Source organism: Geobacillus thermopakistaniensis, from assembly GCF_000498995.1.
GTDB lineage: Bacteria > Bacillota > Bacilli > Bacillales > Anoxybacillaceae > Geobacillus > Geobacillus thermoleovorans.
In genome coordinates this window covers 20581-42067 of record NZ_AYSF01000041.1, presented here as the reverse complement: position 1 = coordinate 42067, position 21487 = coordinate 20581, and the positions used below count along the sequence as shown (strand labels likewise).

At 47.1% G+C, this 21487-nt stretch carries 19 protein-coding genes; all 19 read right to left on the bottom strand.

The window, feature by feature from the left end; translation table 11 throughout:
• Positions 1-1023 (bottom strand): glycoside hydrolase family 127 protein (locus T260_RS131155; RefSeq protein ID WP_173400013.1); only part of this gene is annotated, 1023 nt, incomplete at its 3' end.
• The gene (locus T260_RS131160; RefSeq protein ID WP_023633864.1) at positions 1020-2234 is read right to left on the bottom strand and encodes a sn-glycerol-1-phosphate dehydrogenase; all 1215 of its coding nucleotides are present in this window, start codon (positions 2232-2234) and stop codon (positions 1020-1022) included. The genes T260_RS131160 and T260_RS131155, both read right to left, overlap by 4 nt.
• Positions 2231-3052 carry an HAD-IIA family hydrolase gene (locus tag T260_RS131165; protein WP_050582929.1) on the bottom strand — a complete coding sequence of 274 codons (822 nt, stop codon included), beginning with the start codon at positions 3050-3052 and terminating at the stop codon, positions 2231-2233. The genes T260_RS131160 and T260_RS131165 overlap by 4 nt, the downstream gene beginning before the upstream one ends.
• Positions 3053-3056: 4 nt before the next feature.
• Positions 3057-4109, bottom strand: coding sequence for an aldose epimerase family protein (locus tag T260_RS131170; RefSeq protein ID WP_023633862.1), 1053 nt, complete (start codon positions 4107-4109; stop codon positions 3057-3059).
• 16 nt (positions 4110-4125) lie between these two features.
• The gene (locus T260_RS131175) at positions 4126-5121 is read right to left on the bottom strand and encodes a Gfo/Idh/MocA family protein (protein ID WP_023633861.1); all 996 of its coding nucleotides are present in this window, start codon (positions 5119-5121) and stop codon (positions 4126-4128) included.
• A gap of 62 nt (positions 5122-5183) precedes the next feature.
• Complete coding sequence (gene arfA, locus T260_RS131180; protein WP_023633860.1) at positions 5184-6692, bottom strand: arabinosylfuranosidase ArfA; 1509 nt, start codon at positions 6690-6692, stop codon at positions 5184-5186.
• 26 nt (positions 6693-6718) lie between these two features.
• The gene (locus T260_RS131185) at positions 6719-7564 is read right to left on the bottom strand and encodes a carbohydrate ABC transporter permease (RefSeq protein ID WP_020279025.1); all 846 of its coding nucleotides are present in this window, start codon (positions 7562-7564) and stop codon (positions 6719-6721) included.
• 3 nt (positions 7565-7567) lie between these two features.
• On the bottom strand, positions 7568-8476 hold the full coding sequence (locus T260_RS131190) for a carbohydrate ABC transporter permease (protein ID WP_031212609.1): 909 nt from the start codon (positions 8474-8476) through the stop codon (positions 7568-7570).
• A 147-nt stretch (positions 8477-8623) separates the two neighbouring features.
• Complete coding sequence (locus T260_RS131195) at positions 8624-9934, bottom strand: ABC transporter substrate-binding protein (protein WP_020279027.1); 1311 nt, start codon at positions 9932-9934, stop codon at positions 8624-8626.
• A 462-nt stretch (positions 9935-10396) separates the two neighbouring features.
• Positions 10397-11887, bottom strand: coding sequence for an L-arabinose isomerase (gene araA, locus T260_RS131200; protein ID WP_023633859.1), 1491 nt, complete (start codon positions 11885-11887; stop codon positions 10397-10399).
• A 16-nt stretch (positions 11888-11903) separates the two neighbouring features.
• Entirely contained in the window at positions 11904-13598 is a 1695-nt protein-coding gene (locus T260_RS131205; protein WP_023633858.1) for a ribulokinase, read from the bottom strand.
• A 16-nt stretch (positions 13599-13614) separates the two neighbouring features.
• Entirely contained in the window at positions 13615-14301 is a 687-nt protein-coding gene (araD, locus tag T260_RS131210) for an L-ribulose-5-phosphate 4-epimerase (RefSeq protein WP_020279030.1), read from the bottom strand.
• Positions 14302-14394: 93 nt separating this feature from the next.
• A complete protein-coding gene (locus T260_RS131215) occupies positions 14395-15489 on the bottom strand; it encodes a GntR family transcriptional regulator (protein ID WP_011231396.1) in 1095 nt (364 codons plus the stop codon).
• 333 nt (positions 15490-15822) lie between these two features.
• On the bottom strand, positions 15823-16425 hold the full coding sequence (gene pcp, locus T260_RS131220; RefSeq protein ID WP_023633857.1) for a pyroglutamyl-peptidase I: 603 nt from the start codon (positions 16423-16425) through the stop codon (positions 15823-15825).
• Positions 16426-16459: 34 nt separating this feature from the next.
• Complete coding sequence (locus T260_RS131225) at positions 16460-16831, bottom strand: DUF3899 domain-containing protein (protein ID WP_023633856.1); 372 nt, start codon at positions 16829-16831, stop codon at positions 16460-16462.
• A 70-nt stretch (positions 16832-16901) separates the two neighbouring features.
• Positions 16902-18527, bottom strand: a complete 1626-nt coding sequence (locus T260_RS131230; protein WP_023633855.1) for a peptide ABC transporter substrate-binding protein — start codon at positions 18525-18527, stop codon at positions 16902-16904.
• Between the two features lie 27 nt (positions 18528-18554).
• The gene (locus tag T260_RS131235; RefSeq protein ID WP_013523920.1) at positions 18555-19517 is read right to left on the bottom strand and encodes an ABC transporter ATP-binding protein; all 963 of its coding nucleotides are present in this window, start codon (positions 19515-19517) and stop codon (positions 18555-18557) included.
• Positions 19518-20528 (bottom strand): ABC transporter ATP-binding protein, encoded by a 1011-nt coding sequence (locus T260_RS131240; protein WP_023633854.1) that lies wholly within the window; start codon positions 20526-20528, stop codon positions 19518-19520.
• A gap of 15 nt (positions 20529-20543) precedes the next feature.
• Positions 20544-21485 carry an ABC transporter permease gene (locus T260_RS131245; protein WP_033011492.1) on the bottom strand — a complete coding sequence of 314 codons (942 nt, stop codon included), beginning with the start codon at positions 21483-21485 and terminating at the stop codon, positions 20544-20546.
• Between the last annotated feature and the right edge of the window lie 2 nt (positions 21486-21487).

Below are 21487 nucleotides of genomic sequence, written 5' to 3'. Positions count from 1 at the left end.
CCAAAACACTAACGCAATTGACGCGCACGTCTCGGCATAGACCGTATCATTCGGCAAATCAAAATCAAACGTAAACGATTCGCCAAAAGCGCTCGAGCCGACGCCGCCCGTGATATACATTTGCCGTTTCGTCACGTTTTCCCATAACGTTTGGCATGCTTGTTTCAACGATTCGTCTCCCGTTTTCGCCGCCAGTCCAGCCATGGCGGTATACATATAGAGCGCCCGCACCGCATGCCCAACAGCTTGTTTTTGTTCCCTGACCGGAATGTGCGCCTGATGGTAACGATACCCGCCGTCATACCAAAATGGCTTCGTTTCCCCTCTTGCTTCTTTTTCCTGATCAAAGTAATGAGGTTGCTGCCCGCGCTGATCAATAAAATATTGGCTCAGTTTTAAATAGTTCTCGTTTCCAGTCGCCTCATACAATTTCAACAGCGCCAACTCAATTTCCTGATGTCCGTCGTATCCAGGAATTTGGCCTTCCCCGCGGCCGAATACCGTACCGATATAGTCGGCATATTTGCACATAATGTCTAAAAAGCGCCGTTTGCCTGTAGCCTGGAAATAAGCAACTGCCGCTTCGATCAAATGGCCGGCGCAATACAGTTCATGATTGTCCCGTAAGTTTGTCCATCGTTTTCCAGGCTCCTTGACCGTATAATACGTGTTGAGATAGCCGTCCGGCTGCTGAGCGCGGCCAAGCAGCTCAATCACGTCATCCGCGAGTGCTTCCAATTCCGAGTCGCGCTTTTCCTCGAGTAAATACGCCACCGCTTCGAGCCATTTCGCCACATCACTGTCTTGAAAGACCATCCCGTAAAATTCTCCATCTGATTCGCCAGCGGCGATGCGGAAATTTTCGATTGCATGGCTTGGTTCAGCATCAGGAATGCGGTCATTAAGCGCTTCCCACTGGTAAGGAACGACTTCGTTCCGGACGACATCGATATATCGTTTCCAAAACCGATCCTTGACATTTGCCCTTATTGTAGCTTTTTCCACTTTGATTCCCCCTATCATGTTCCTAAAACCCATTCATTTAAAAAGTAGAGAATCGTAAAGCGGTTCGGACGCAATCGATGAGCCTCCCGCAGACTCCGTTCAACCAACGGAAGATCGATGCCGAGTTGTTCCGGGAGAGCGGCCCCTCCTACTTTCTCTAACATAGTTCGAACGCGCCCTGGAGAGGGCAAGGATTCAAGCAGTTTCTGAATAGAAGCCGCATTGGCTTTGAGTCGTTTCCTTGCAGTTTCGTCTATTGATTTCGGTCGTTCTTCTAGTTTGTTCCATAACGGCCAAAAGACGCGTTGATAGTGTTCAATGATCATCGGAGTCGCTACGCCAACCTTCGCCCCGTGCAGCACTTGCCGTTTGTTCCGACGCAAAAATTCCATTTCCCAGTAGTGGGACAGATGATGTTCCGCCCCCGATGCCGAGTACGATTGCCCCATGAGCAACATCGCAATGCCCGACTGCAGCAGCGCATTCATTAATACACGAATCCCTTGTTCACCGCCATCGGCAATGTCATCAATATGGTCGACACATGCTTTGAGAGATTGTTCGGTAAGCTGGTGAACAAATGGACAATAGGGCTCATCGGCCATCCAGTGGGCAAACTGCCAGTCGACCAATGACGTATACTTCGCCACCATATCGCCAAATCCAGCGGCGATCATCTCTTTTGGAGCTTGGGACAACACACCTGTATGAGCAAATACAGCGACCGGCGCCTGTGCTTGAATGGTTTTTTTCACCCCACGAATGATGAGCGGAGCTCCCATTGACGTAAATCCGTCCACCGATGGAGCAGTAGGAACCGAAATAAACGGAACCTTCATTTTATGACTGCTAAAACGAGTAATGTCGTGAATCGTCCCCGCCCCTACGGCAACGAAAACATCAACATCGTTCGGCGTTTCCAACAGCACTTGCACAATCGAGCGCTCATCGGCAATGACATCTCCATTTTCGTCCGGTTGCACGAGGCATATTGTATAGCGGATTGATTGGTTTTCCAGTTCATCACACAATGACTTCCCTGCTGCCGCAAACGTCCGATCATCGGCCACCACGGCCACCTTCTCATATCGCTTATGGCGCAAATAAGCAACGAGCTGCTCAAACGCGTCGCATCCCACCGTCATCTGTTCAATTGGAATATCATAATGAAGATGGCCACAATCGCATTGCTTCACCAATGGCACGATCTCTTCTGTTATTGGGCTCACTGCACGATCTCCTTTCCAAGCCCCACGATGTCATAAATGGAATCCATCACATAATCCGGCCGTTCTTTTTCCCTCAATGCCTTCAATTCGTTGCGCTTCGTATTTCCCGTCAGCACAAGAGCGGTTTTCATGCCGTACATTCTCCCCATGCGAATATCGGATTCCACGCTGTCACCAATGACGAGACAGCGGTTAGGGGGCACCTTCAGCTGGCGCAAAGCCGCTTCGACCATAAAACAAGAAGGCTTCCCTAACACAAGTTCCACTTTTCGGCTCGCCGCCGCTTCAATCGCTCCTACCATCCCGGCGACATCAATGGCATTCCCATGTTCACTCGGAAACGTTTTATCGATGTTGGTCGCGATCATTCGCGCTCCATGATGGACCGCACGAAATGCCAAATCCAAATCGCGGTACGTCATCGTTTCATGCAGCGTGATGATGAGAAAATCCGCGTCTTCCGGAGCTGGCGCCAACGGCACCTGGTGATGCCGCAGCTCCTCACGCAATCCTTCGTCGCCTAACGTCCAAACTTGGCATAGCGGATAATGTTTCCGCAAAAATTGGGCTGTTACCGTCGAGGATAAAATAATGTCTTCCTCCTCCGCCGCAATTCCAAACCGTCCAAGCCGTTCATGGCACATGCGCCGCGACCAATTGCCGCGGTTGCTGACGAACACGATTCGTTTTCCAAGCGAACGGAGGTAGGCAACCGCCTTATCTGCATGCGAAATGAGTTCATTTCCCTTCCATATCGTCCCATCAAGATCAATCAACACCCCTTCAATTTCCTCTATCAAGAGCCATCCCCCTCCCATCCGCCTATGATGTCCGCCCGCCAAACCGATAGACCGTCGTTGATACTCGCTCCTTGTCAGCTGGCAATATGATCGACGGAAACTGCGGATGATGAATCGCATCCGGCAGCCCTTGCGTTTCGAGGCAAACACCGAGATATTTCCGCGACGGCACGCCGCCTAAATCCATTCCTTCCGGCAGCTGGTTCGATGTGTACACGACCACGCCGACTTCGTCCGTCTCCACCGTCAACGTTCGTCCGCTCTCTTGGTCGGAAAGAACAATTTCCTTGTCATGATGCCGATCAAGCCAAAACGGATGGTCATAGCCCCCGCCGACGAGTTCAATTTGCGGATGCCCCAATTCGACCGCCTCCCGGATCGTCTTTCCTTGCCGCAAGTCAAACGGCGTGCCAGCGACATCCAAGACGCGGCCCGTCGGAATCAGCTCCTCATTCAACTCGAGCACACGCGAGCTTTGGATTGTCAGCGTGTGATCCAATATATCGCGCTTGCCGTTGCCGCTTAGGTTGAAATACGTATGGTTCGTTAAATTGACGAGCGTCGTTTTGTCCGAACGAGCCCGGTGTGTGACGATCCATTCGTTGTCATTGTTCAGCCAATATTTCACTTGAACATGAACCGTTCCCGGGTACCCTTCCTCCCCGTCCGGACTCGTGTACGAAAAGACGACCCCCACCGCATCGTCGCGTTGAACGGGCTCGGCCTGCCACAGCACACGATGGAATCCGTTCGGTCCGCCGTGCAAGTGGTTGTTGTGTTCGTTTTTCGCCAACCGGTACGTGACGCCCTCAAGCTCAAAGCTCGCCCCGCGAATGCGCCCCGCCACCCGGCCGATCACCGCGCCAAAGTAAGGGGCGTTGGTCAAATACGGTTCAAATCGTCCAAACCCGAGCACGACATTTTCGATCTTGCCGTTCCGGTCGGGAACGCGGATGTCCGTCACGATGCATCCGTAGTTTGTCGCCGACAGTCCCATGCCGCGGTCGTTTGTCAAGGTGAATAAGAACACGTCGTTTCCATTCCATTCGGACCACTTTTCGTATGTAATGTTCATCTCGATTCTCCTTCCTTTATAACCGCACGATCGCTCCCGTTTTCATCGATGTGCGGCAAGCATCAAGCGTCCGTGCTTGTTGGATCATGCACTCCGGGGAATACAACAGCGGCGTTCCTTCGAGAACGGCGCGTGAAAAGTGCTCGATTTGCAGCGCGTATTGATCGCCTGACACTGTTTCCTCGCGCTCGCTTCCATCAGCTGTTACGATCGTAATCCGTCCCTCACCGCCATCGACATCCGGACGGTACGCCCGCGAGACAACGATTTTTCCCTTCGTGCCAACCACTTCATATTTATTTTGTGGAAACATATCAAAACTGCATGTGAACTGCGCAAGAATACCATTTTCCATCCTCATCCAACCATTCGTCGTTAAATCGACCGAACGGTGCGGATCAAAATGGGATTGAACGAATAGTTCAATTGGTTCGACGTCAAGGATGTGTCGCGCCGAGTGCACACAATAGCAGCCGACATCGAACAAGCTTCCTCCGCCAAGCTCAGGGTTCATGCGGATATTCGTTGCCCGGTCTTGCAGATAAAAAGAGAAATGAGTACGCATGTACTTGATGTCACCTATCTCACCGGCAGCCAGAAGCTGTTTGACCCGTTCATGCTGCGGATGAAACTGGTACATAAACGCTTCCATGAATAAAACACCGTTTTCCTCGCACGCCTCGATCATGCGCCGGACGTCCTCTTCACATAAGGCAGCCGGTTTTTCACAAAGCACATGTTTTTTCTTCTTTGCCGCTTTGATCGTCCATTCCGCGTGCAAGCTGTTCGGAAGCGGAATGTACACCGCGTCGATGTCCGGGTCATCAAGCAGCTGTCCGTAGTGGTCATATGCCTTCGGAATGCCGAGCTCCCGCGCTGCTTCGCTGGCTTTCCTGCTTTCACTGACGATCGCCACGACTTCGGCGTGATCCGTCCGGCGAATGGCGGGAATCATCACGTATTTGGCAATGGCCGCTGTACTCATAATACCAAAACGGACTTTACGCCCCACGTTTCGTCTCTCCTTTCCGTTTGCAAAGGGAGAGGCTGGCCATCAGACCAGCCTTCATTTCCTTATCGTTTTCCTAAACGAATAACGTTCCACGATAACTTCGGCAGCGTCGCCGACACTTTTCCAGCGGACAGCTGAGCATCGCCGTTGCGGTGCGGAACCACCGGGGAAGATTGCGCGGAATTCGTTTGTTTCACGTTTTCATGTTCCAATACGATATGTTCAATAACGCGATAATCCTCAAAATTGCGGACATCGCACTCAAGCAGTAACGAATCGTCCATATCACGGTTGACGGCGAAAATCGTTACTTCTTCTTTTTCTTCATTGTACACCGCGATCGCCTCTAAGTACGGCACGTCCGTAAAGTCTTTGCTGTCGTATTTCGGACTTGAAATGACTGGGTGCAGCGCCACCCCTCTGCCATAAACAGAAGCATGCATAAACGGATAGTAAATCGTTTGCTTCCATGCCGGACCGTTCTTTTCCGTCATGATCGGTGCAATGACATTCACTAATTGAGCCAAGCAGGCAATTTTCACCCGATCGGCATGTTTCATGAGCGTAATAAGCATGCAGCCGACAAGAAGCGCATCTTCAAAGTTATAAATATCCTCCAACAGAGGCGGCGCGACGGTCCATGGTTCAATTAACTTATCTGCCTCATTCGAGTGGTACCATACATTCCATTCGTCAAACGAAAGGTGGATCGTTTTTTTGCTTCGTTTTTTCGCCTTCACATAATCGGCGATGGCGACAACCGAACGGATAAAATCATCCATTTCCAGCGACAACGCCAAATAATTGGCCGTATCATTGTCCCGGTTTCCATAGTATTGATGGAGAGAAATATAGTCGACATGGTCATACGTATGGTCAAGAACCGTCGCTTCCCATTCCGCAAACGTTGGCATATTTCGGTTTGAGCTTCCACACACAACAAGTTCAATCGTCGGGTCGACCCACTTCATCACTTTGGCCGCTTCACAAGCGATTCGTCCGTACTCAACCGCCGTCTTATGGCCGATTTGCCACGGGCCATCCATTTCATTGCCTAAGCACCACGTTTTAATTTTATGGGGCTCTTTATAGCCGTGGGAAATACGCAAATCGCTGTAATACGAGCCCGATGGGTGGTTGCAGTATTCGACTAAGTTGCGTGCCGCATCAATGCCGCGCGTCCCTAAGTTGACAGCCATATTCACTTCAGCCCCGACCATATTGGCCCAGTCCATAAATTCATTGAGTCCGATTTCATTCGTTTCCACCGATCTCCACGCCAAGTCAAGCCGCCGTGGCCGCTTTTCTTTTGGCCCGACTCCGTCCTCCCAGTTGTAACCGGACACAAAATTCCCGCCCGGATAACGGATAATGGGCACTTGCAGTTCTTTGACCAGCTCGATGACATCTTGCCGGAACCCATTTTCGTCGGCTTGCGGATGGCCGGGCTCATAAATCCCTCCGTATACCGCGCGGCCGAGATGTTCGATAAACGAGCCATAGATGCGTTTGTCGATTTCGGCGATTTTGAAGTCTTTTTCGATGATCATGGTTGCTTTTTTCATACTCATATCACTCAACCCCCTTCTATAGTCGATTACCCTTTCACTCCTCCAACCGTTAAACCAGAAATAAAGTAACGTTGGAAGAACATGAATAATACAATAATCGGAAGAATCGTTAACAGAGATCCCGCAATTAAAATATCATAGTTATTGCCATAAGGAGTTAACAACCCAGATAAACCGATTGGCAAGGTGAACATATCCTCCGTTCGCAGAATAATTGTTGGCCATAGAAAGCTATTCCAGTAACCCATTGCCTGTAAAATAGCCATCGCTCCAAACGCGGGCTTCATCAACGGAACCATAATGCTGAAAAAAATTCTAAATTCCGAACACCCATCTATTCTAGCTGCATCAAGCAATTCCTTTGGCAAACCTAACGCGTATTGTCTAAAAAAGAAAATAGCGATAGGGGCTACCATGGTAGGAACAATAACTCCCCAGTATGTGTTAATCATTTTGAAGGACACCATCAACTTGTATAAAGGTAACATCAAAATTTCAGTCGGAATCATCATGACAGTCAAAACAAGAATAAAAATTACATTTCTGCCCTTGAAATTGTATACTGCCAACGCATACCCAACCATAGAGGAAAATAGTAAAGATAACACAGTTCCGACAGCAGTAATAATCAAACTATTTTTATACCAAGTCAGATATTTTGCCCCTTCTTGGAAGAGGTAAATGTAGTTCTTGAATGACAACAAATGTGCCTGTAATTTTAAATTTAACCCATATCTAAGCAGCTCCGTAGACGGCTTAAAGGATGCCAGTAATAACGCAAAAAACGGGAAGAGTGCGACAACAGCAAAAAGCGACAACATTAATACGACTACCGCCTTTGCAACTGGGTGAATTTTTGCTGTCTCTGTCATTCTCTATCCCTCCTTCCTGAAGGCTCCGGTAACCTTCAACTGAATAATATTAATAACAAATACGATGATTAGCAGCACAATCCCGACAGCAGAACCGAATCCCATATCATTGTTCATAAAGCCTTCTTGGTAAATATAACCTACTAAAGTAAGTCCAATATCACCAGGAGACTGATTTTGCCAAAACACAAAACTCTCCTCGTACATTCTAAAACCGCCAAAAATACTAATCGTTAACACATAAATTACCACTGGCTTTAAAAGTGGAAGTGTAATATAAAAAAACTTCCTAAATGCCCCAGCTCCGTCCATTTCTGCCGACTCATAAAGTTCCTTCGGGATATTTTGCAACCCCGAGAGAAAATACAAAATATTCACCCCTAGCCACTTCCAAGACGCTAAAAATACCATTAAAAACATTCCCGTTCCCCAATGCATTGTCCACTGCTGGGCTGGCAGCCCTAGCCATTTCAAGAGCGTATTCGCAGGAGCTGATTCCAACTCCCCGAAGATTAAGCGGAACACTACACCAACTACGATGGTAGAAGTTAAAGCCGGTATAAAATAGGCAGAGCGAAAAAAATTACGTCCCGGTATAGCCTTAGAATTCAAGATGACCGCTAGCACTAAAGGAAGCGGGATCAGAATAATTAGTGTCCAAATAGTGTAAATTGTTGTATTACGCAAGGCTGCATAAAAATGCGGATTGAGTAATTTTTTGTAATTTTCTACCCCAATAAATTTTGTTTCTCCAGGTAATACTTCTTGAAAACTCATTATGATCGTCGAAATGGAAGGATAAAGGAAAAATAGTAAAAAGGACAGGATAAACGGTGATACAAAAATATACGGAGCAGCCTTTTGAGAAAAAATAATCCCGTTTCCTGTTCGTTTCCGGGGTACTGTTTGCATTGAGCAGCCTGGTTTATTTTCCACCGCGATACCCCTCCTGATTTAATCGTTGTATCATCCCCGAGCCAAAAAACATAGAGTGGTGAGGGGAGACGTCGTGCCACGGCATCAATCAAATCTCCCCTCTATCATTCAAGCCACTCCTGTTTATTGTTTTCTCATTTCATCTGCCACTTTTTTCAGAGCTTGCTCTGGGGACATGCTCTTTTCTTTTAAAACCTTGTACAAAACCGTTTGGACCACTAACTCATTCATTTTTGGAGTGTTTTCAGTCACTGTCGGCGAATTGATTTCGTCTTTCACACTCATAAGAACATCGAAAATATAATCACCAAAGTATTCTGTATATTTATTCGGCTCTTTCAGCGCAGGATCACTCCAAACATCCCAACGAATCGGATCAAATCCAAGTTGTTTCCAAATTTGGATGTTAGCTTCCTTAGATAATTTAGCAAACGCTAAAAACTCCTTCGCCAGCTCTACATTCTTACATTGGTTAGTGATAGCGGTTCCAGTGCCGCCCATGCCTGCTGACCGCTTTCCATCTGCCGTCCATTTTGGCATCGGTTTAATGATTATTTTCCCTTTTAAATCTGGCATGTAGTCGGTAAACCGCACCATGTACCACATCGGCATCACAACAGATGCAGCCCCGCCTTTATTCATAAACCCATAATATTCTTCTGCATGATGGTTCCCACCCGGAGCAGCTATAGCAATTTTTTCATCTAACAGTTGTTTCAAAAATGTTAATGTTTTTATGTTGATATCGTTATCTAAAATTACCTTTCCGTCCTTATCGTAAAAATCAGATCCTTGTTGTACAACTAGGGGCCAGTAAGTCCATGGACCGTCTGTTTCAATTGTCATCATCGGCTTTCCTGTAGCGCTAACTACCTTCTTACCTGCCTCTCTAAAATCATCCCATGTAACGATTTCGTCAGGGTTTACCCCTGCTTTATCCAATAATTCTTTATTATAGTAAATGACGGTCGCACCGACGTGAAAATCAATTCCATAGTACTTTCCATCTTTAGAGTAGATATCGAATCTTGATTGAATAGCTTTGTCTTTTACGGGGTCTATAATGTCATTTAACTCTACTAACTGCGGTTTTCCTTTTAAATAGTTGGAGAAACGAGAAATCTCAATATCTACAATGTCCGGCGCTCCTACTCCGGATTGCAAAGATAAAAGCAGTTTGTTATGCATGTCATCATACGGATAAGTGGTAGTTTCTAGCTGAATCTTTTTGTCAGGGTGTGTTTTATTCCACTCATCAGCCATAAACTCGAAAAACTTTGCATGTTGCTCTCCAAATGTCCATAATGTCAGTTTAGTGGCACCATTTGCGCCTTTGCTCGATTGACCAGAATTGCTTGAGTCACCTGAACAACCAGCTAAAAACGTTGATACAGCCATAAATAAGACTAGTAGCAATAAAGACCACTTTTTCATCGGTTTACCTCCCCCCTGATTTCAAGCGCGGGTCAACTACTGTTTACGCCATGTTGCTACTATCGTTGAAAACGCTTTTAAAACTAACCACCTCTCCCCCTTTGTTTATTTCAAATCCTTTTTATAAGGATCTGAAAACAATTTGACCTTACAAATAGTATGTTTTATCCTAATACCGTTTTATATTGTACGTATAACTTTTAACTTCATTGTACCATTGTATATATTTTTTTCAATACAAAATTTAAAAAAATCAAGAAATAATTTTTATCCACCTTAAAATTGATACCGAAAGTTGTCCATATAACTTCCGTTACGTTGATGACTTTGCTTACACATTCGAAATTACCTCTCTTCTGTTAATGGCCAACTTTTATGTATGATAAAAACGAAGGACATGAGCCCTCCTTCCAGCCCATGTCCTTGGTGTTGTGCCGTATGGATTTGCACGCTGGCTTCACCTTACCGTCCCCGCCAGAATACTTCATTCCATCTTAGTTCGTTCTTGAATGAGGAGACGGACGTATGTTCATTGATCACGACGCATTCGATGCCGGCCATTTCCGCAAAATCCTGCAGTTGTTCTGTTGTAACTGCAAATGAGAAGCACGTATGGTGGGCGCCGCCAGCTAAAATCCATGCTTCAGCGGAGTCGCGGAGTGACGGGCGCGGTTTCCATAGAATGCGCGCAACAGGCAGTTTCGGCATCTCATGTTCTGGTTTCACTGCATCGACTTCATTGACAATGAGACGGAAACGGTGTCCTAAGTCAATCAACGAAGCATTGACCGCAGCACCCTCGCCGCCGTCAAACACGAGACGGGCTGGATCTTCTTTTCCACCGATCGAAAGCGGATGGACTTCGATGCGCGGCCGGGTTGCGGCAATCGTCGGGCATACTTCGAGCATATGCGCGCCAAGAATCAGTTCGTTGCCCGGCTCAAAGTGGTACGTGTAGTCTTCCATGAACGATGTTCCTTTGCCATCCGCCATGACTTTCATCAACCGAACGAGGGCGGCCGTTTTCCAGTCGCCTTCGCCGCCAAATCCATATCCCTCTGCCATAAGCCGTTGAACCGCTAGTCCTGGAAGTTGCTTCATGCCGTGCAAATCTTCAAACGTCGTCGTAAAGGCAGTGAAGTTCCCGTCTTGCAAAAAGGCTTTTAACCCAAGCTCAATCCGCGCCTGCTCACGGATCGACTCGCGAACCGGTCCATCTTGACGGCCAGCAGGTACAATGTCATACAGTTCGGCATATTCATCAAGCAGTTCGTTAACGCTTTGTTCAGAAACATCGCGAATAGATTGCACCAAATCCCCAATGCCATAACCGTTGATCGACCAGCCGAATTGAATTTGCGCTCCCACTTTGTCCCCTTCCGTTACCGCCACTTCACGCATGTTATCGCCGAAACGGGCAACTTTAAGATGTCGGCTTTCCGCAAAGGCGACGGCCGTCCGCATCCATTTCGCCAGCCGCTCGCGGACTTCTGGGTCTTCCCAATGACCAACGACCACTTTCCGGGCAACTCCCATTCTCGCACCGATAAATCCGTATTCTCGGTCACCGTGAGCTGATTGGTTTAAGTTCATAAAGTCCATATCGATGCTGTCCCACGGAATATCACGGTTAAACTGGGTGTGAAGATGCAATAACGGTTTTCTCAACTCCAAAAGGCCGCCAATCCACATTTTCGCTGGCGAGAACGTATGCATCCAAGTGATGACCCCAGCGCATTGTTCGCTCGCATTCGCCTCAAGGCAAACGCGCCGGATTTCCTCTGGCGTCGTCACGACTGATTTGAAAACGAATGGGAACGGAAACACCGAATCGCGATTCCATTCATTGACCATGATTCTTGAATGTTCTTCGACTTGTTTTAACGCTTCTTCTCCGTACAAGTGCTGACTTCCTGTCACAAACCAAAATTCATAAGGACGTAATGACAGCATCATTGCTCCTCCCCGTTCACGATAAAGTCACAGATTCTTTCGCCGCTCGTGCGGTTTCTTTCCAATGTTTAAGCCGTTTCATGACATCGTTTTCCCCACGGCCGAAGTAGTCATGCAACTTCGTATATTCTTGGTACAACTGCTCGTACATCGCGACATTCTCCGGAATCGGTTTGAACGTCTCTTCACGCACTTTTCCCATGTTTCGCGCCGCCTCAACGATTGATTCATAACCGCCGTTTTCTTTGCCGGCCGCAACCGCCGCAAACATGGCGGCTCCGACTGCAGGAGTTTGTTTAGATGCCGCAATTTTAATCTCGCGGTTGGTCACATCGGCATAAATTTGCATGAGCAGCTTATTTTTTTGCGGCAATCCGCCGCATGCGTACAATTCGTCAACCTTGACACCGTTTTCAACGAAAGCATCGATAATTTTGCGCGTGCCAAAGGCCGTTGCTTCAAGCAGCGCGCGGTAAATCTCCTCTGGTTTGGTCAGCAACGTATATCCAACGATGAGCCCGGTTAAATCGGTATCGACCAACACGGAGCGGTTGCCGTTCCACCAGTCCAACGCGAGCAGCCCGGTTTCCCCCGGCCGATAGGCAGCAGCGCGCTTTTCCAGCCACTCATGGACACTAACCCCTTCTTTTTCCGCCGCTTCTTTCACATAAGCCGGGACGCCTTGTTCAACATACCAAGCGAAAATGTCACCCACCGCTGACTGCCCGGCTTCATAGCCGAAATATCCTGGAATGATGCCATCCTCGACCACCCCGCACATTCCTTCCACATACTTTTCTTCCGTGCCAAGCAACATGTGGCAAATCGATGTTCCCATCGCCATCACCAGCTTGCCGGGCTCGACAACCCCGACGCCTGGTACGGCCGCATGGGCATCGACATTTCCGACGGCAACGGCTGTTCCCGGAAGGAGGCCCATCATAGCGGCCATTTCATTGGTCAGCACACCTGCTCTCGTACCAAGCGGAACGATCGGGCCGCGCAGTTTCGTTTCTGTTAAGTGTTCCAGCCGCGGGTCGAGCGCCCGGAAAAACTCCTTGCTTGGATAGCCGTCCTGTTTATGCCAAATGGACTTATAGCCCGCCGCACAGCTATTCCGGACGATATTGCCGGTCATTTTGAAAATGACCCAATCAGTCGCCTCGAGGAAAAGATCAGTTTGTTCGTAAATCTCCGAATCTTCGTTTAAAATCTGCCAAATTTTCGCAATCATCCATTCAGATGAAATTTTTCCGCCGTATCTCGGCAAAAACGCTTCGCCTCGTTTGGCCGCAATTTCATTGAGCAAGTTCGCCTCATCCTGGGCGGCATGGTGCTTCCACAATTTCACCCAGCTGTGCGGGTGATGCTTAAACTCCGGTTTCAAGCAAAGCGGCTCGCCAGAAGCATCGACCGGCAGCATCGTGCATGAAGTAAAATCAATGCCGACCCCGATCACATCAGCTGGGTTGACCCCAGACTTTTGCAATACCGTTGGAACAGCGGTCGCCAATACTTCAATATAATCAGCCGGGTGTTGCAGCGCCCAGTCTGGCTCGAGTTGTACGTTCGATTCCGGCAGCACTTCATCAATGACTCCATGAGGATACGGAGTGACATGGTCCGCAATTTCGTTTCCTTCTAGATCAACAAGAACCGCTCGCCCCGATTCGGTGCCATAGTCAATGCCAATGACATACTTTTTCCCCATCTCGATCTCCCTCCCTTTATTGCCCGTAGTAAGCGTTTGCGCCATGCTTGCGCAAATAGTGGCGGTCAAGTAGCGACTGGCTGATCGGTTGCACATTTGGATTGAGCATGAATGTTCTTGCCGCCATTTTCGCCACTTCTTCCAAGACAACGGCATTATGAACCGCGTTCGCTGGATCTTTCCCCCAAGCAAACGGTCCGTGGCCGTGCACCAAGACACCTGGCATTTGCAGCGGATCGAGAAAACGAAACGTTTCCGTAATGACCTTTCCGGTCTCTAGTTCATAAGCTCCTTGAATTTCTTCATTGGTCATCGGACGAGTGCATGGAATTTCCCCATAAAAATAGTCCGCGTGCGTCGTCCCTAATACTGGAATTCCTTTTCCAGCCTGCGCCCAAATCGTCGCCCAAGTCGAATGGGTGTGAACAACTCCACCGATACCAGAAAATTGTTTATACAACCAGAGGTGGGTCGGGGTGTCCGACGACGGTTTTAAGTCCCCTTCCACCACATTTCCAGTTAAATCCACGACCACCATATCATCAATGGTCAACTTGTCATACGCCACCCCGCTTGGTTTAATGACAACCAATCCGCGCTCCCGGTCAATCCCGCTCACGTTTCCCCAGGTAAATGTCACGAGGCGGTATTGCGGGAGCTGCAGGTTGGCCTCTAATACGGCTTGTTTCAACTCCTCAAGCATTGGCTCCCACTCCCTATGAAAAAACTCCTCACCTCCATTATACTATTGTACGTACAATTCTTCTATAACTTTTTTTGATCTCTCATACATTTTTTAAATTTCCTTTGTTGAGTTACGGACAATTAGCTCCGGTCGATAAATGATATCGCCAATTTTATCGACTGATCGTTGTTCGATCATTTGAATGAGCATCTCGGCCGCTTGGACGCCCATTTCTGTTTTCGGATGACGAATTGTCGTCAATTTCACCTCCGTCGCTGTCGCAAATGTAGAGTCATCAAAGCCAACGATCGAAATGTCATCGGGAACCGATAACCCTTGTTGGCGAATGACTTCAAGAAGCAAAATCGCCAGCTCATCGTTGTAGCAGACAAAGGCAGTCGGGCGCTCCTCTTTTGGCCGTTGCAAAAACTCTCGCGCCACCTCAAGCGGTTTTGTCCATTTCTCCTCTGTTGCGTAGGAAAGAAGATACTCCGTCGCCACAGGCACCTCGTGTTGCTGATGGGCGCGAATAAAGCCGCGCAAACGATCCACCCCTTGCAAATCGTCGGTTTTAAAGAAACCAGCAATCCGGCGGTGCCCTAAACGAATGAGATGGTCGGTCAATAAAAATCCTCCCTGCTCGTCGTCCATTTTGACGCATGGACAGCTCACTTCCAAATAGCGGGCATTGATCATCACGTACGGAATATGGAGGTTATTGAGCGACAAGTAGTAGCCCAGATTTGGATTTCCTTGCGCGCTTTTTGTCGGTTCGATGATCAGTCCGCTTAATGGCTCCCGAATCATCTCCTCAAGCTGCTCTTTCTCTCTCTGTTTATCATTATTCGTGCTGGCAAGCAAAAGACGGTATCCTTTCTCCCGCAGCGTCTCCTCCGCCCCTCGGACGATATGGGGAAAAATATAATCGGAAATATAGGTCGTCACGATCCCGATCGTTTTCGTATCCACCTGTTCTTTCGGCTTCGGCCGGGACACAAATGTGCCGCTCCCTTGGATTTTGTACAGCCATCCTTCCTTCTCGAGTTCCCCTAGCGCCTGCCGAACCGTATGTCGGCTTAGTTGAAACTGGTTGGCGATTTCGTGCTCGGTTGGAATTTTCTCATCCGGCTTCATTTGTCCGGAAATGATCCAAGATAAAATTTCTTGTTTTAATTGCAGATATTTAGGCAGCGTTTTCTCCTTCATAGTCCACCTCAACGATAAAATAATGAGATACAAATTAATTTTATTATAACAGTTTTTATTTGTCCGTATCTATTGTTATAATCTCAAGAAAGAAGCAAACATTTCATCCATTCCTTCTTCCATGGCCTTGCGGGGTCGTTTTCGTTAAGTTCATTGAATTGGATGGTAGAGTTCAACAATGCTCCCGTCTTTCTCTCAATCACGTCATAGGAGCACTTCGGAATTTGAAATGCAATGTTTTTCCAAATTTACGCACAAAAATCCCCTTTTCTCCACTAGGAATGAGAGAAAACCACCCAATGGAAAAAAGGGGATGAAAAACAAAATAACGAACTACTCCAACTCCTCAATCATCGACACAACCGCATTCCACAAATCCTTATGCGACCAACTCGGGAGAGTCGGACGCCGAACGGCAAGCTCGTGAGAGGCAGGGAGGTGGACAAAGCCAGCCTGCACGGACAAATTTTCACTGCTTATTTTATGCAAGACAGAATACATGACATGGTTGCACAAATACGTTCCTGCCGTATTAGAAATTTGCGCAGGGTATCCCCGCTCATTCAGGACATTGACAAACCGGCGGATCGGCAATGTAGAGAAATAAGCTGCTGGTCCGTCTTCGACAATGGGCTCATCTTGCACATGTATTCCACGGTTATCCGGCCCTCCGTCTTGACAATTGATTGCTACTCGTTCGGGGGTGATTTTTGTACGACCGGCAGCGAGACCGAGCGACATAACGACATCCGGTTGGATTTGTTCCAGGTGCTCTAAACAGCGCAAGGACGACTGCGAAAAGTCAACCGGAAGCACGCGGCCGTAAACCTGATACTTTCCAATCTCCATTCCGTCCAGTTCTGTCGCAATTCGTTCCGTTGGGTTAATAGGAAATTCCAAAAAAGGTTCAAACCCTGTTAATAACAGCTTTTTCATTAAGAATATCCCTCCCAACGCTAAACGTTTCAGTTTAATAGTAGAAAAATAAATAAGTCAGGGATATGAATAAACATCCTGTGCCCGTGCCAAGCAAAACAGTTTTGATGCGATCCGTCGTTCGATTTTTCCAATCCTTCAACCAAACATCATTTGCCCACTTTTCTTCTTCCCGAATCAACATCTTTGGTTTCGGCACTATCCATCGGTATAGTTGCTGAAAGCCTTGGAAAAAAGGGCGGAAAAAACCGGTTTGATGAACAAACAACGCCGCTCCCAGCGCCAATAACGTAAGGCCCAACAAAAAACACTCGTTAATGAAAACAAGTGCACTCATCTCATAAAATCGTTTTATGCATAACAAAACAGCGATCGTACAAAAACTAGCCACGAAGTACAGCGCCATGCTCCCCCTCCTTACGGAGAAAAAGAGGAAGAATTATCCATATTAGGAATAATTCTTCCCCTTATTTATCTTACTCCGCTACTTTTTTCGCCCAGCGCACATCCGGATAACGGTTGACAGGATAAACAATTCCTTTGAATTTGGACGACGTTAAATAATTTTGCGAATAGAAATAAACAGGGATAAACGGCAAATCCGTCATTAATACTTTTTCCGCTTCATGGAGGAGTTCATATCGTTTCTGGTCATCTTGTTCTACTTTCGCTTTGGCCATCAAATCATCAAATCGCTTGTTTACCCAGTTCGTGCGGTTGTTCGGGCTGTCACCTAAGTAGTAATCCAAAATCACTGTCGGGTCAACAAACACACCGACCCAACCCATGCGGGCCATTTGGAAATTGGACTGCTGTGTCGTTTCCAAGTATGTTTTCCATTCTTGGTTGGCCAGTTTCACTTTCACGCCAAGGTTCGTTTTCAACATTTCTTGAACAGCTTCAGCAATTTTTTTATGGTTCTCGGCGGTATTATACATTAGCGTGACTTCTGGAAGCTTTGTCCATCCTTCTTCCTTCATACCTTCTTCCAATAACTGTTTCGCTTCTTTGACGTTCTCTTCAAAATAAGAACCGCCCACTTCGCGGAAATCGCCTTTCGGAGTATTGACACCGTATGGTACGAAGGCATAAGCCGGTTTTTCACCAGATTTGGTAATATTTTTGACAATTGCCTCCCGATCAATGGCCATGGCAAAAGCGCGGCGAATTTTTGCGTTCGTAAACGGTGGTTTGTCTACATTCAGCATAAACATATACGTACCAAAGTATGGAGTGATTTTAAACTCCTTATTATTTTTTTCTTGGTCAATGACGTCAGTCGGCAAGGTGTCAATTAAGTCAAGCTCCCCTGTTTTATACATTTGATAGTATGTCGTCGCATCATTGACCATCTTCCATGTTACCTTTTGCATATTAATTTGATCTTTGTTCCAATAATGTTCATTCTTTTCGATGACAACTTCACTATTATGCTTCCATTCTGTCAAACGATAAGCCCCGTTGCTTACATATCCTTTTGCGTCCGCTGCCCATTTCGGGTTCGATTCAACGAGAGATTTTTTCACTGGATAAAATGTCCACATGGTCAGCAATTTATCAAAATATCCCAACGGTGCTTTTAATTCCACTTGGAATGTTTTGTCATCCAACGCCTTAATCCCTACCTGATCCGCGCTTCCCTTTCCTTTGTTATATTCTTCGGCCCCCTTGATGTAATACATATAAAAAGCGAACGGGCTCCCTGTCTTCGGATCAAGCACACGTTTCCAAGCGTATTCAAAGTCATAGGCCGTGACTGGATCACCGTCAGACCATTTTGCATCCTCACGAATCGTAAACGTATACGTTTTTCCATCTTCTGATATTTTTACATCACTTGCGGCTCCTAATACAGGCTCTCCTTTTTGATTTTTCGTATACAATCCTTCAAATAGGTGGTCGATCACCCATCCCGACGTCGTATCCGATGCGATAGCAGGGTCTAAGCTAGGCGGCTCGGTCTTTGCATTCAACGTAATTTCCTGCTTAATATTCTTGGTCGCCTCGCCTCCTTCATTTGACGGCGTTTCATTGCCGCAACCGGCGAGCGCCGTTGAAACGAATAGCAACAACACCAATACAGTTAGAAGACTTCTTTTCATCCTTGATTGATCCTCCCTTGAATATTTTTACTGATGATATAAATGACAAGCTGTCCAATGGTTTTTTCTGACTTCCTTCCAAGCTGGCTCCTCTTCCTTGCAAATATCCATGGCATATGGGCATCGCGTCCGAAATCTGCAGCCACTTGGCGGGTTGACGGGACTCGGCGGATCCCCGGATAGAACAATTCTTTCCCTTTTTCTCGCCAATCTTGGGCTAGGGATCGGTATAGCTGACAAAAGCGCCTGCGTGTAAGGATGCAACGGTTCTTCAAACAGCTCGGAACTCGTTGCAATTTCCATCATCTTGCCAAGGTACATCACCCCTATCCGATCGCTAATATGTTTGACCATCCCTAAATCATGGGCAATAAACAAATAGGTTAAATTTCCCTCTTGCTTTAAATCATCCAGCAAGTTCACGACTTGCGCTTGAATCGACACGTCCAAAGCCGAGATTGGCTCATCGGCAACAATAAATTTCGGTTTAACCGCCAACGCACGGGCAATGCCAATTCTTTGCCTCTGCCCCCCGCTAAACTCATGGGGGAACCGCTGTGCATGTTCCGGATGTAATCCTACTTTTTCAAGAAGAGCGTACACCATCTCCTGCCGTTCTTTTCCTTTCGCTAACTGATGGGCATCAATACCTTCCGCAATAATATCGCCAACCCTCATCCGCGGATTCAACGACGCATGAGGATCTTGGAAAATCATCTGCATTTCCCGGTTCAACCTTTTCCTTGTCGATCGGTCCAAATCACCCGCCAACTCATGGCCGTCAAAACGAATCGTGCCAGAAGTCGGAGCATGGAGGCCTACAATCATCTTCCCTAACGTCGATTTTCCACTTCCACTTTCTCCCACTAATCCAAATGTTTCCCCTTTGCGAATCGAAAACGAAATGTCATCGACCGATTTTACCGTTTGATTCGGGCCAATCCGAAAATATTTTTTTACGTTCTCCACCTGCAAAATCTCTTCGGACATTCACTGCTCCCTCCCCGTTGCAACCAGTGGTTCCACCTTTGGAGCTCTCGGATCATTCAGCCAGCATCTCGCTGTATGTCCTTCGGAAATAACGAACTCCTGAGGGCTTTTTTTAACACAAATTTCCATTGCATATTGGCAACGCGGAGCAAACGGACAGCCTTTTGGCGGTGAAAAAAGGTCGGGAGGTGCCCCTTCGATCGGCACTAAACGTCTTTTTTCCTTTTCGTGCAAATTCGGAATCGATTGCAACAGCCCCCATGTATACGGATGTTTGGAGTTTTCAAATATATCGAAAACATCCCCCGTTTCCACGACCGTCCCGCCATACATAACGATCACCCGTTGCGCCATTTCGGCCACTACTCCTAAATCATGGGTAATTAAAATGATCGACGTGCCCATCTTTTGCTGCAGCTCTTTCATTAAATGGAGAATTTGCGCTTGGATCGTTACGTCCAATGCCGTCGTCGGTTCATCAGCAATAAGTAGTTTGGGATTGCAGGCTAAAGCGATCGCAATCACTACTCTCTGCCTCATTCCGCCGCTGAACTCATGGGGATATTGGTGATATCTTTCTTCCGCGTTCGGAATCCCTACTAGCCTCAACAGATCGACTGCCTTTTGTTTCGCCTCGATCTTTGATAGTTTTTGATGCTTCCGCATCCCTTCTGCAATCTGTTTGCCGATCTTCATCGTTGGGTTTAATGAAGTCATTGGATCTTGGAAAACCATCCCAATTTCTGAACCTTTTAATTTTCGCATGTCTTTTTTGGATAAATGAGTGAGATCTCTTCCGTTGAAGAGAATTTTTCCTTCTTTAATATTTTTTCTTGGAATTAACCCCATAATAGTTTGCACGGTCACGGTCTTGCCGCTCCCGCTCTCCCCGACAATAGCAACCACTTCTCCTTGATCAATGTAAAACGAAACATCTCGAACCGCCTGCACTTCCCCACCGTAGATCGGGAATATCACTTTTAAATGTTCTACTTCCAATAGATGGCCCATTGAAATGATCACCCCCTACTTTCTTCTCGGATCTAATGCATCTTGCAAGCCATCTCCAAATACGTTAAAAGCGAACATGGTTAACGAGATCATGAGACCCGGAAAAAACAGTCTCCACCATTGGCCGCTTAAGATGACCCCCAAAGCATCATTCGCCATCGTCCCCCAGCTGGCAAATGGGGCTTGTACGCCTAATCCTAAAAAACTTAAAAATGATTCAGCAAAAATGGCCTGAGGAATCGTAAACGTTAAATTTACAATAATGATTCCTAACGTGTTGGGCAGCAAGTGTCGGAAAATAATTTTTGCATGAGACGTTCCCAGTTTCTGGGCCGCCATAACGTATTCTTGTTGCTTTAACTGAAGAATTTGGCCGCGAATAATTCGGGCCATCCCTACCCATCCAGTGATCGAGAGCGCGACAATGATCGTCCATAACCCCGGCTCCATCACAACCATGAGCAAGATCACAACTAATAGGTAAGGAATGCCATACAATACCTCGACAATTCTCATTAAAATGTTGTCGATTCGATCTCCTAGTTTTCCTCTTCCTGCCATATATCCTGAGACGCCGCCAATCAACACCCCGATAACCAAATCGATGAGAGCGGCCACAAAACCAACCGTCAACGATATGCGAGCGCCATACCATGTGCGCGACCACATATCTCGCCCTAAATCATCTGTTCCAAACCAATGTTTGCTGGAAGGCGGTTGATTTCCGTTCGTTAAACTTTGATCATCGTAACTATATGGAACTAAGTGAGGTCCAATAATGGCCATAATAACGATGCATAATAAGAGCAACGCCCCGAACATCGCCATTTTATTTTTGATGATTTTCAAACCGGCTTCCTTCCAAAAACTGAGACTCGGTCTTTGAATGGCATCTGACTGAAGCTTGCTACGGTCGATAGGACGAAATAAGTCGGCCTCTTCTTTCGCTGAAATCACGC

Bases quoted from the DNA above. Each gene is read 5' to 3' on its own strand.
- T260_RS131225 (WP_023633856.1), bottom strand. From the start codon at position 16,831: ATGGCGCTGTACTTCGTGGCTAGTTTTTGTACGATCGCTGTTTTGTTA.
- T260_RS131205 (WP_023633858.1), bottom strand. From the start codon at position 13,598: ATGGGGAAAAAGTATGTCATTGGCATTGACTATGGCACCGAATCGGGG.
- T260_RS131235 (WP_013523920.1), bottom strand. From the start codon at position 19,517: ATGTCCGAAGAGATTTTGCAGGTGGAGAACGTAAAAAAATATTTTCGG.
- T260_RS131185 (WP_020279025.1), bottom strand. From the start codon at position 7,564: ATGACAGAGACAGCAAAAATTCACCCAGTTGCAAAGGCGGTAGTCGTA.
- araA (WP_023633859.1), bottom strand. From the start codon at position 11,887: ATGCTGTCATTACGTCCTTATGAATTTTGGTTTGTGACAGGAAGTCAG.
- T260_RS131215 (WP_011231396.1), bottom strand. From the start codon at position 15,489: ATGAAGGAGAAAACGCTGCCTAAATATCTGCAATTAAAACAAGAAATT.
- T260_RS131165 (WP_050582929.1), bottom strand. From the start codon at position 3,052: ATGGGAGGGGGATGGCTCTTGATAGAGGAAATTGAAGGGGTGTTGATT.
- araD (WP_020279030.1), bottom strand. From the start codon at position 14,301: ATGCTTGAGGAGTTGAAACAAGCCGTATTAGAGGCCAACCTGCAGCTC.
- T260_RS131230 (WP_023633855.1), bottom strand. From the start codon at position 18,527: ATGAAAAGAAGTCTTCTAACTGTATTGGTGTTGTTGCTATTCGTTTCA.
- T260_RS131190 (WP_031212609.1), bottom strand. From the start codon at position 8,476: ATGCAAACAGTACCCCGGAAACGAACAGGAAACGGGATTATTTTTTCT.
- T260_RS131240 (WP_023633854.1), bottom strand. From the start codon at position 20,528: ATGGGCCATCTATTGGAAGTAGAACATTTAAAAGTGATATTCCCGATC.
- pcp (WP_023633857.1), bottom strand. From the start codon at position 16,425: ATGAAAAAGCTGTTATTAACAGGGTTTGAACCTTTTTTGGAATTTCCT.
- T260_RS131170 (WP_023633862.1), bottom strand. From the start codon at position 4,109: ATGAACATTACATACGAAAAGTGGTCCGAATGGAATGGAAACGACGTG.
- T260_RS131195 (WP_020279027.1), bottom strand. From the start codon at position 9,934: ATGAAAAAGTGGTCTTTATTGCTACTAGTCTTATTTATGGCTGTATCA.
- arfA (WP_023633860.1), bottom strand. From the start codon at position 6,692: ATGAGTATGAAAAAAGCAACCATGATCATCGAAAAAGACTTCAAAATC.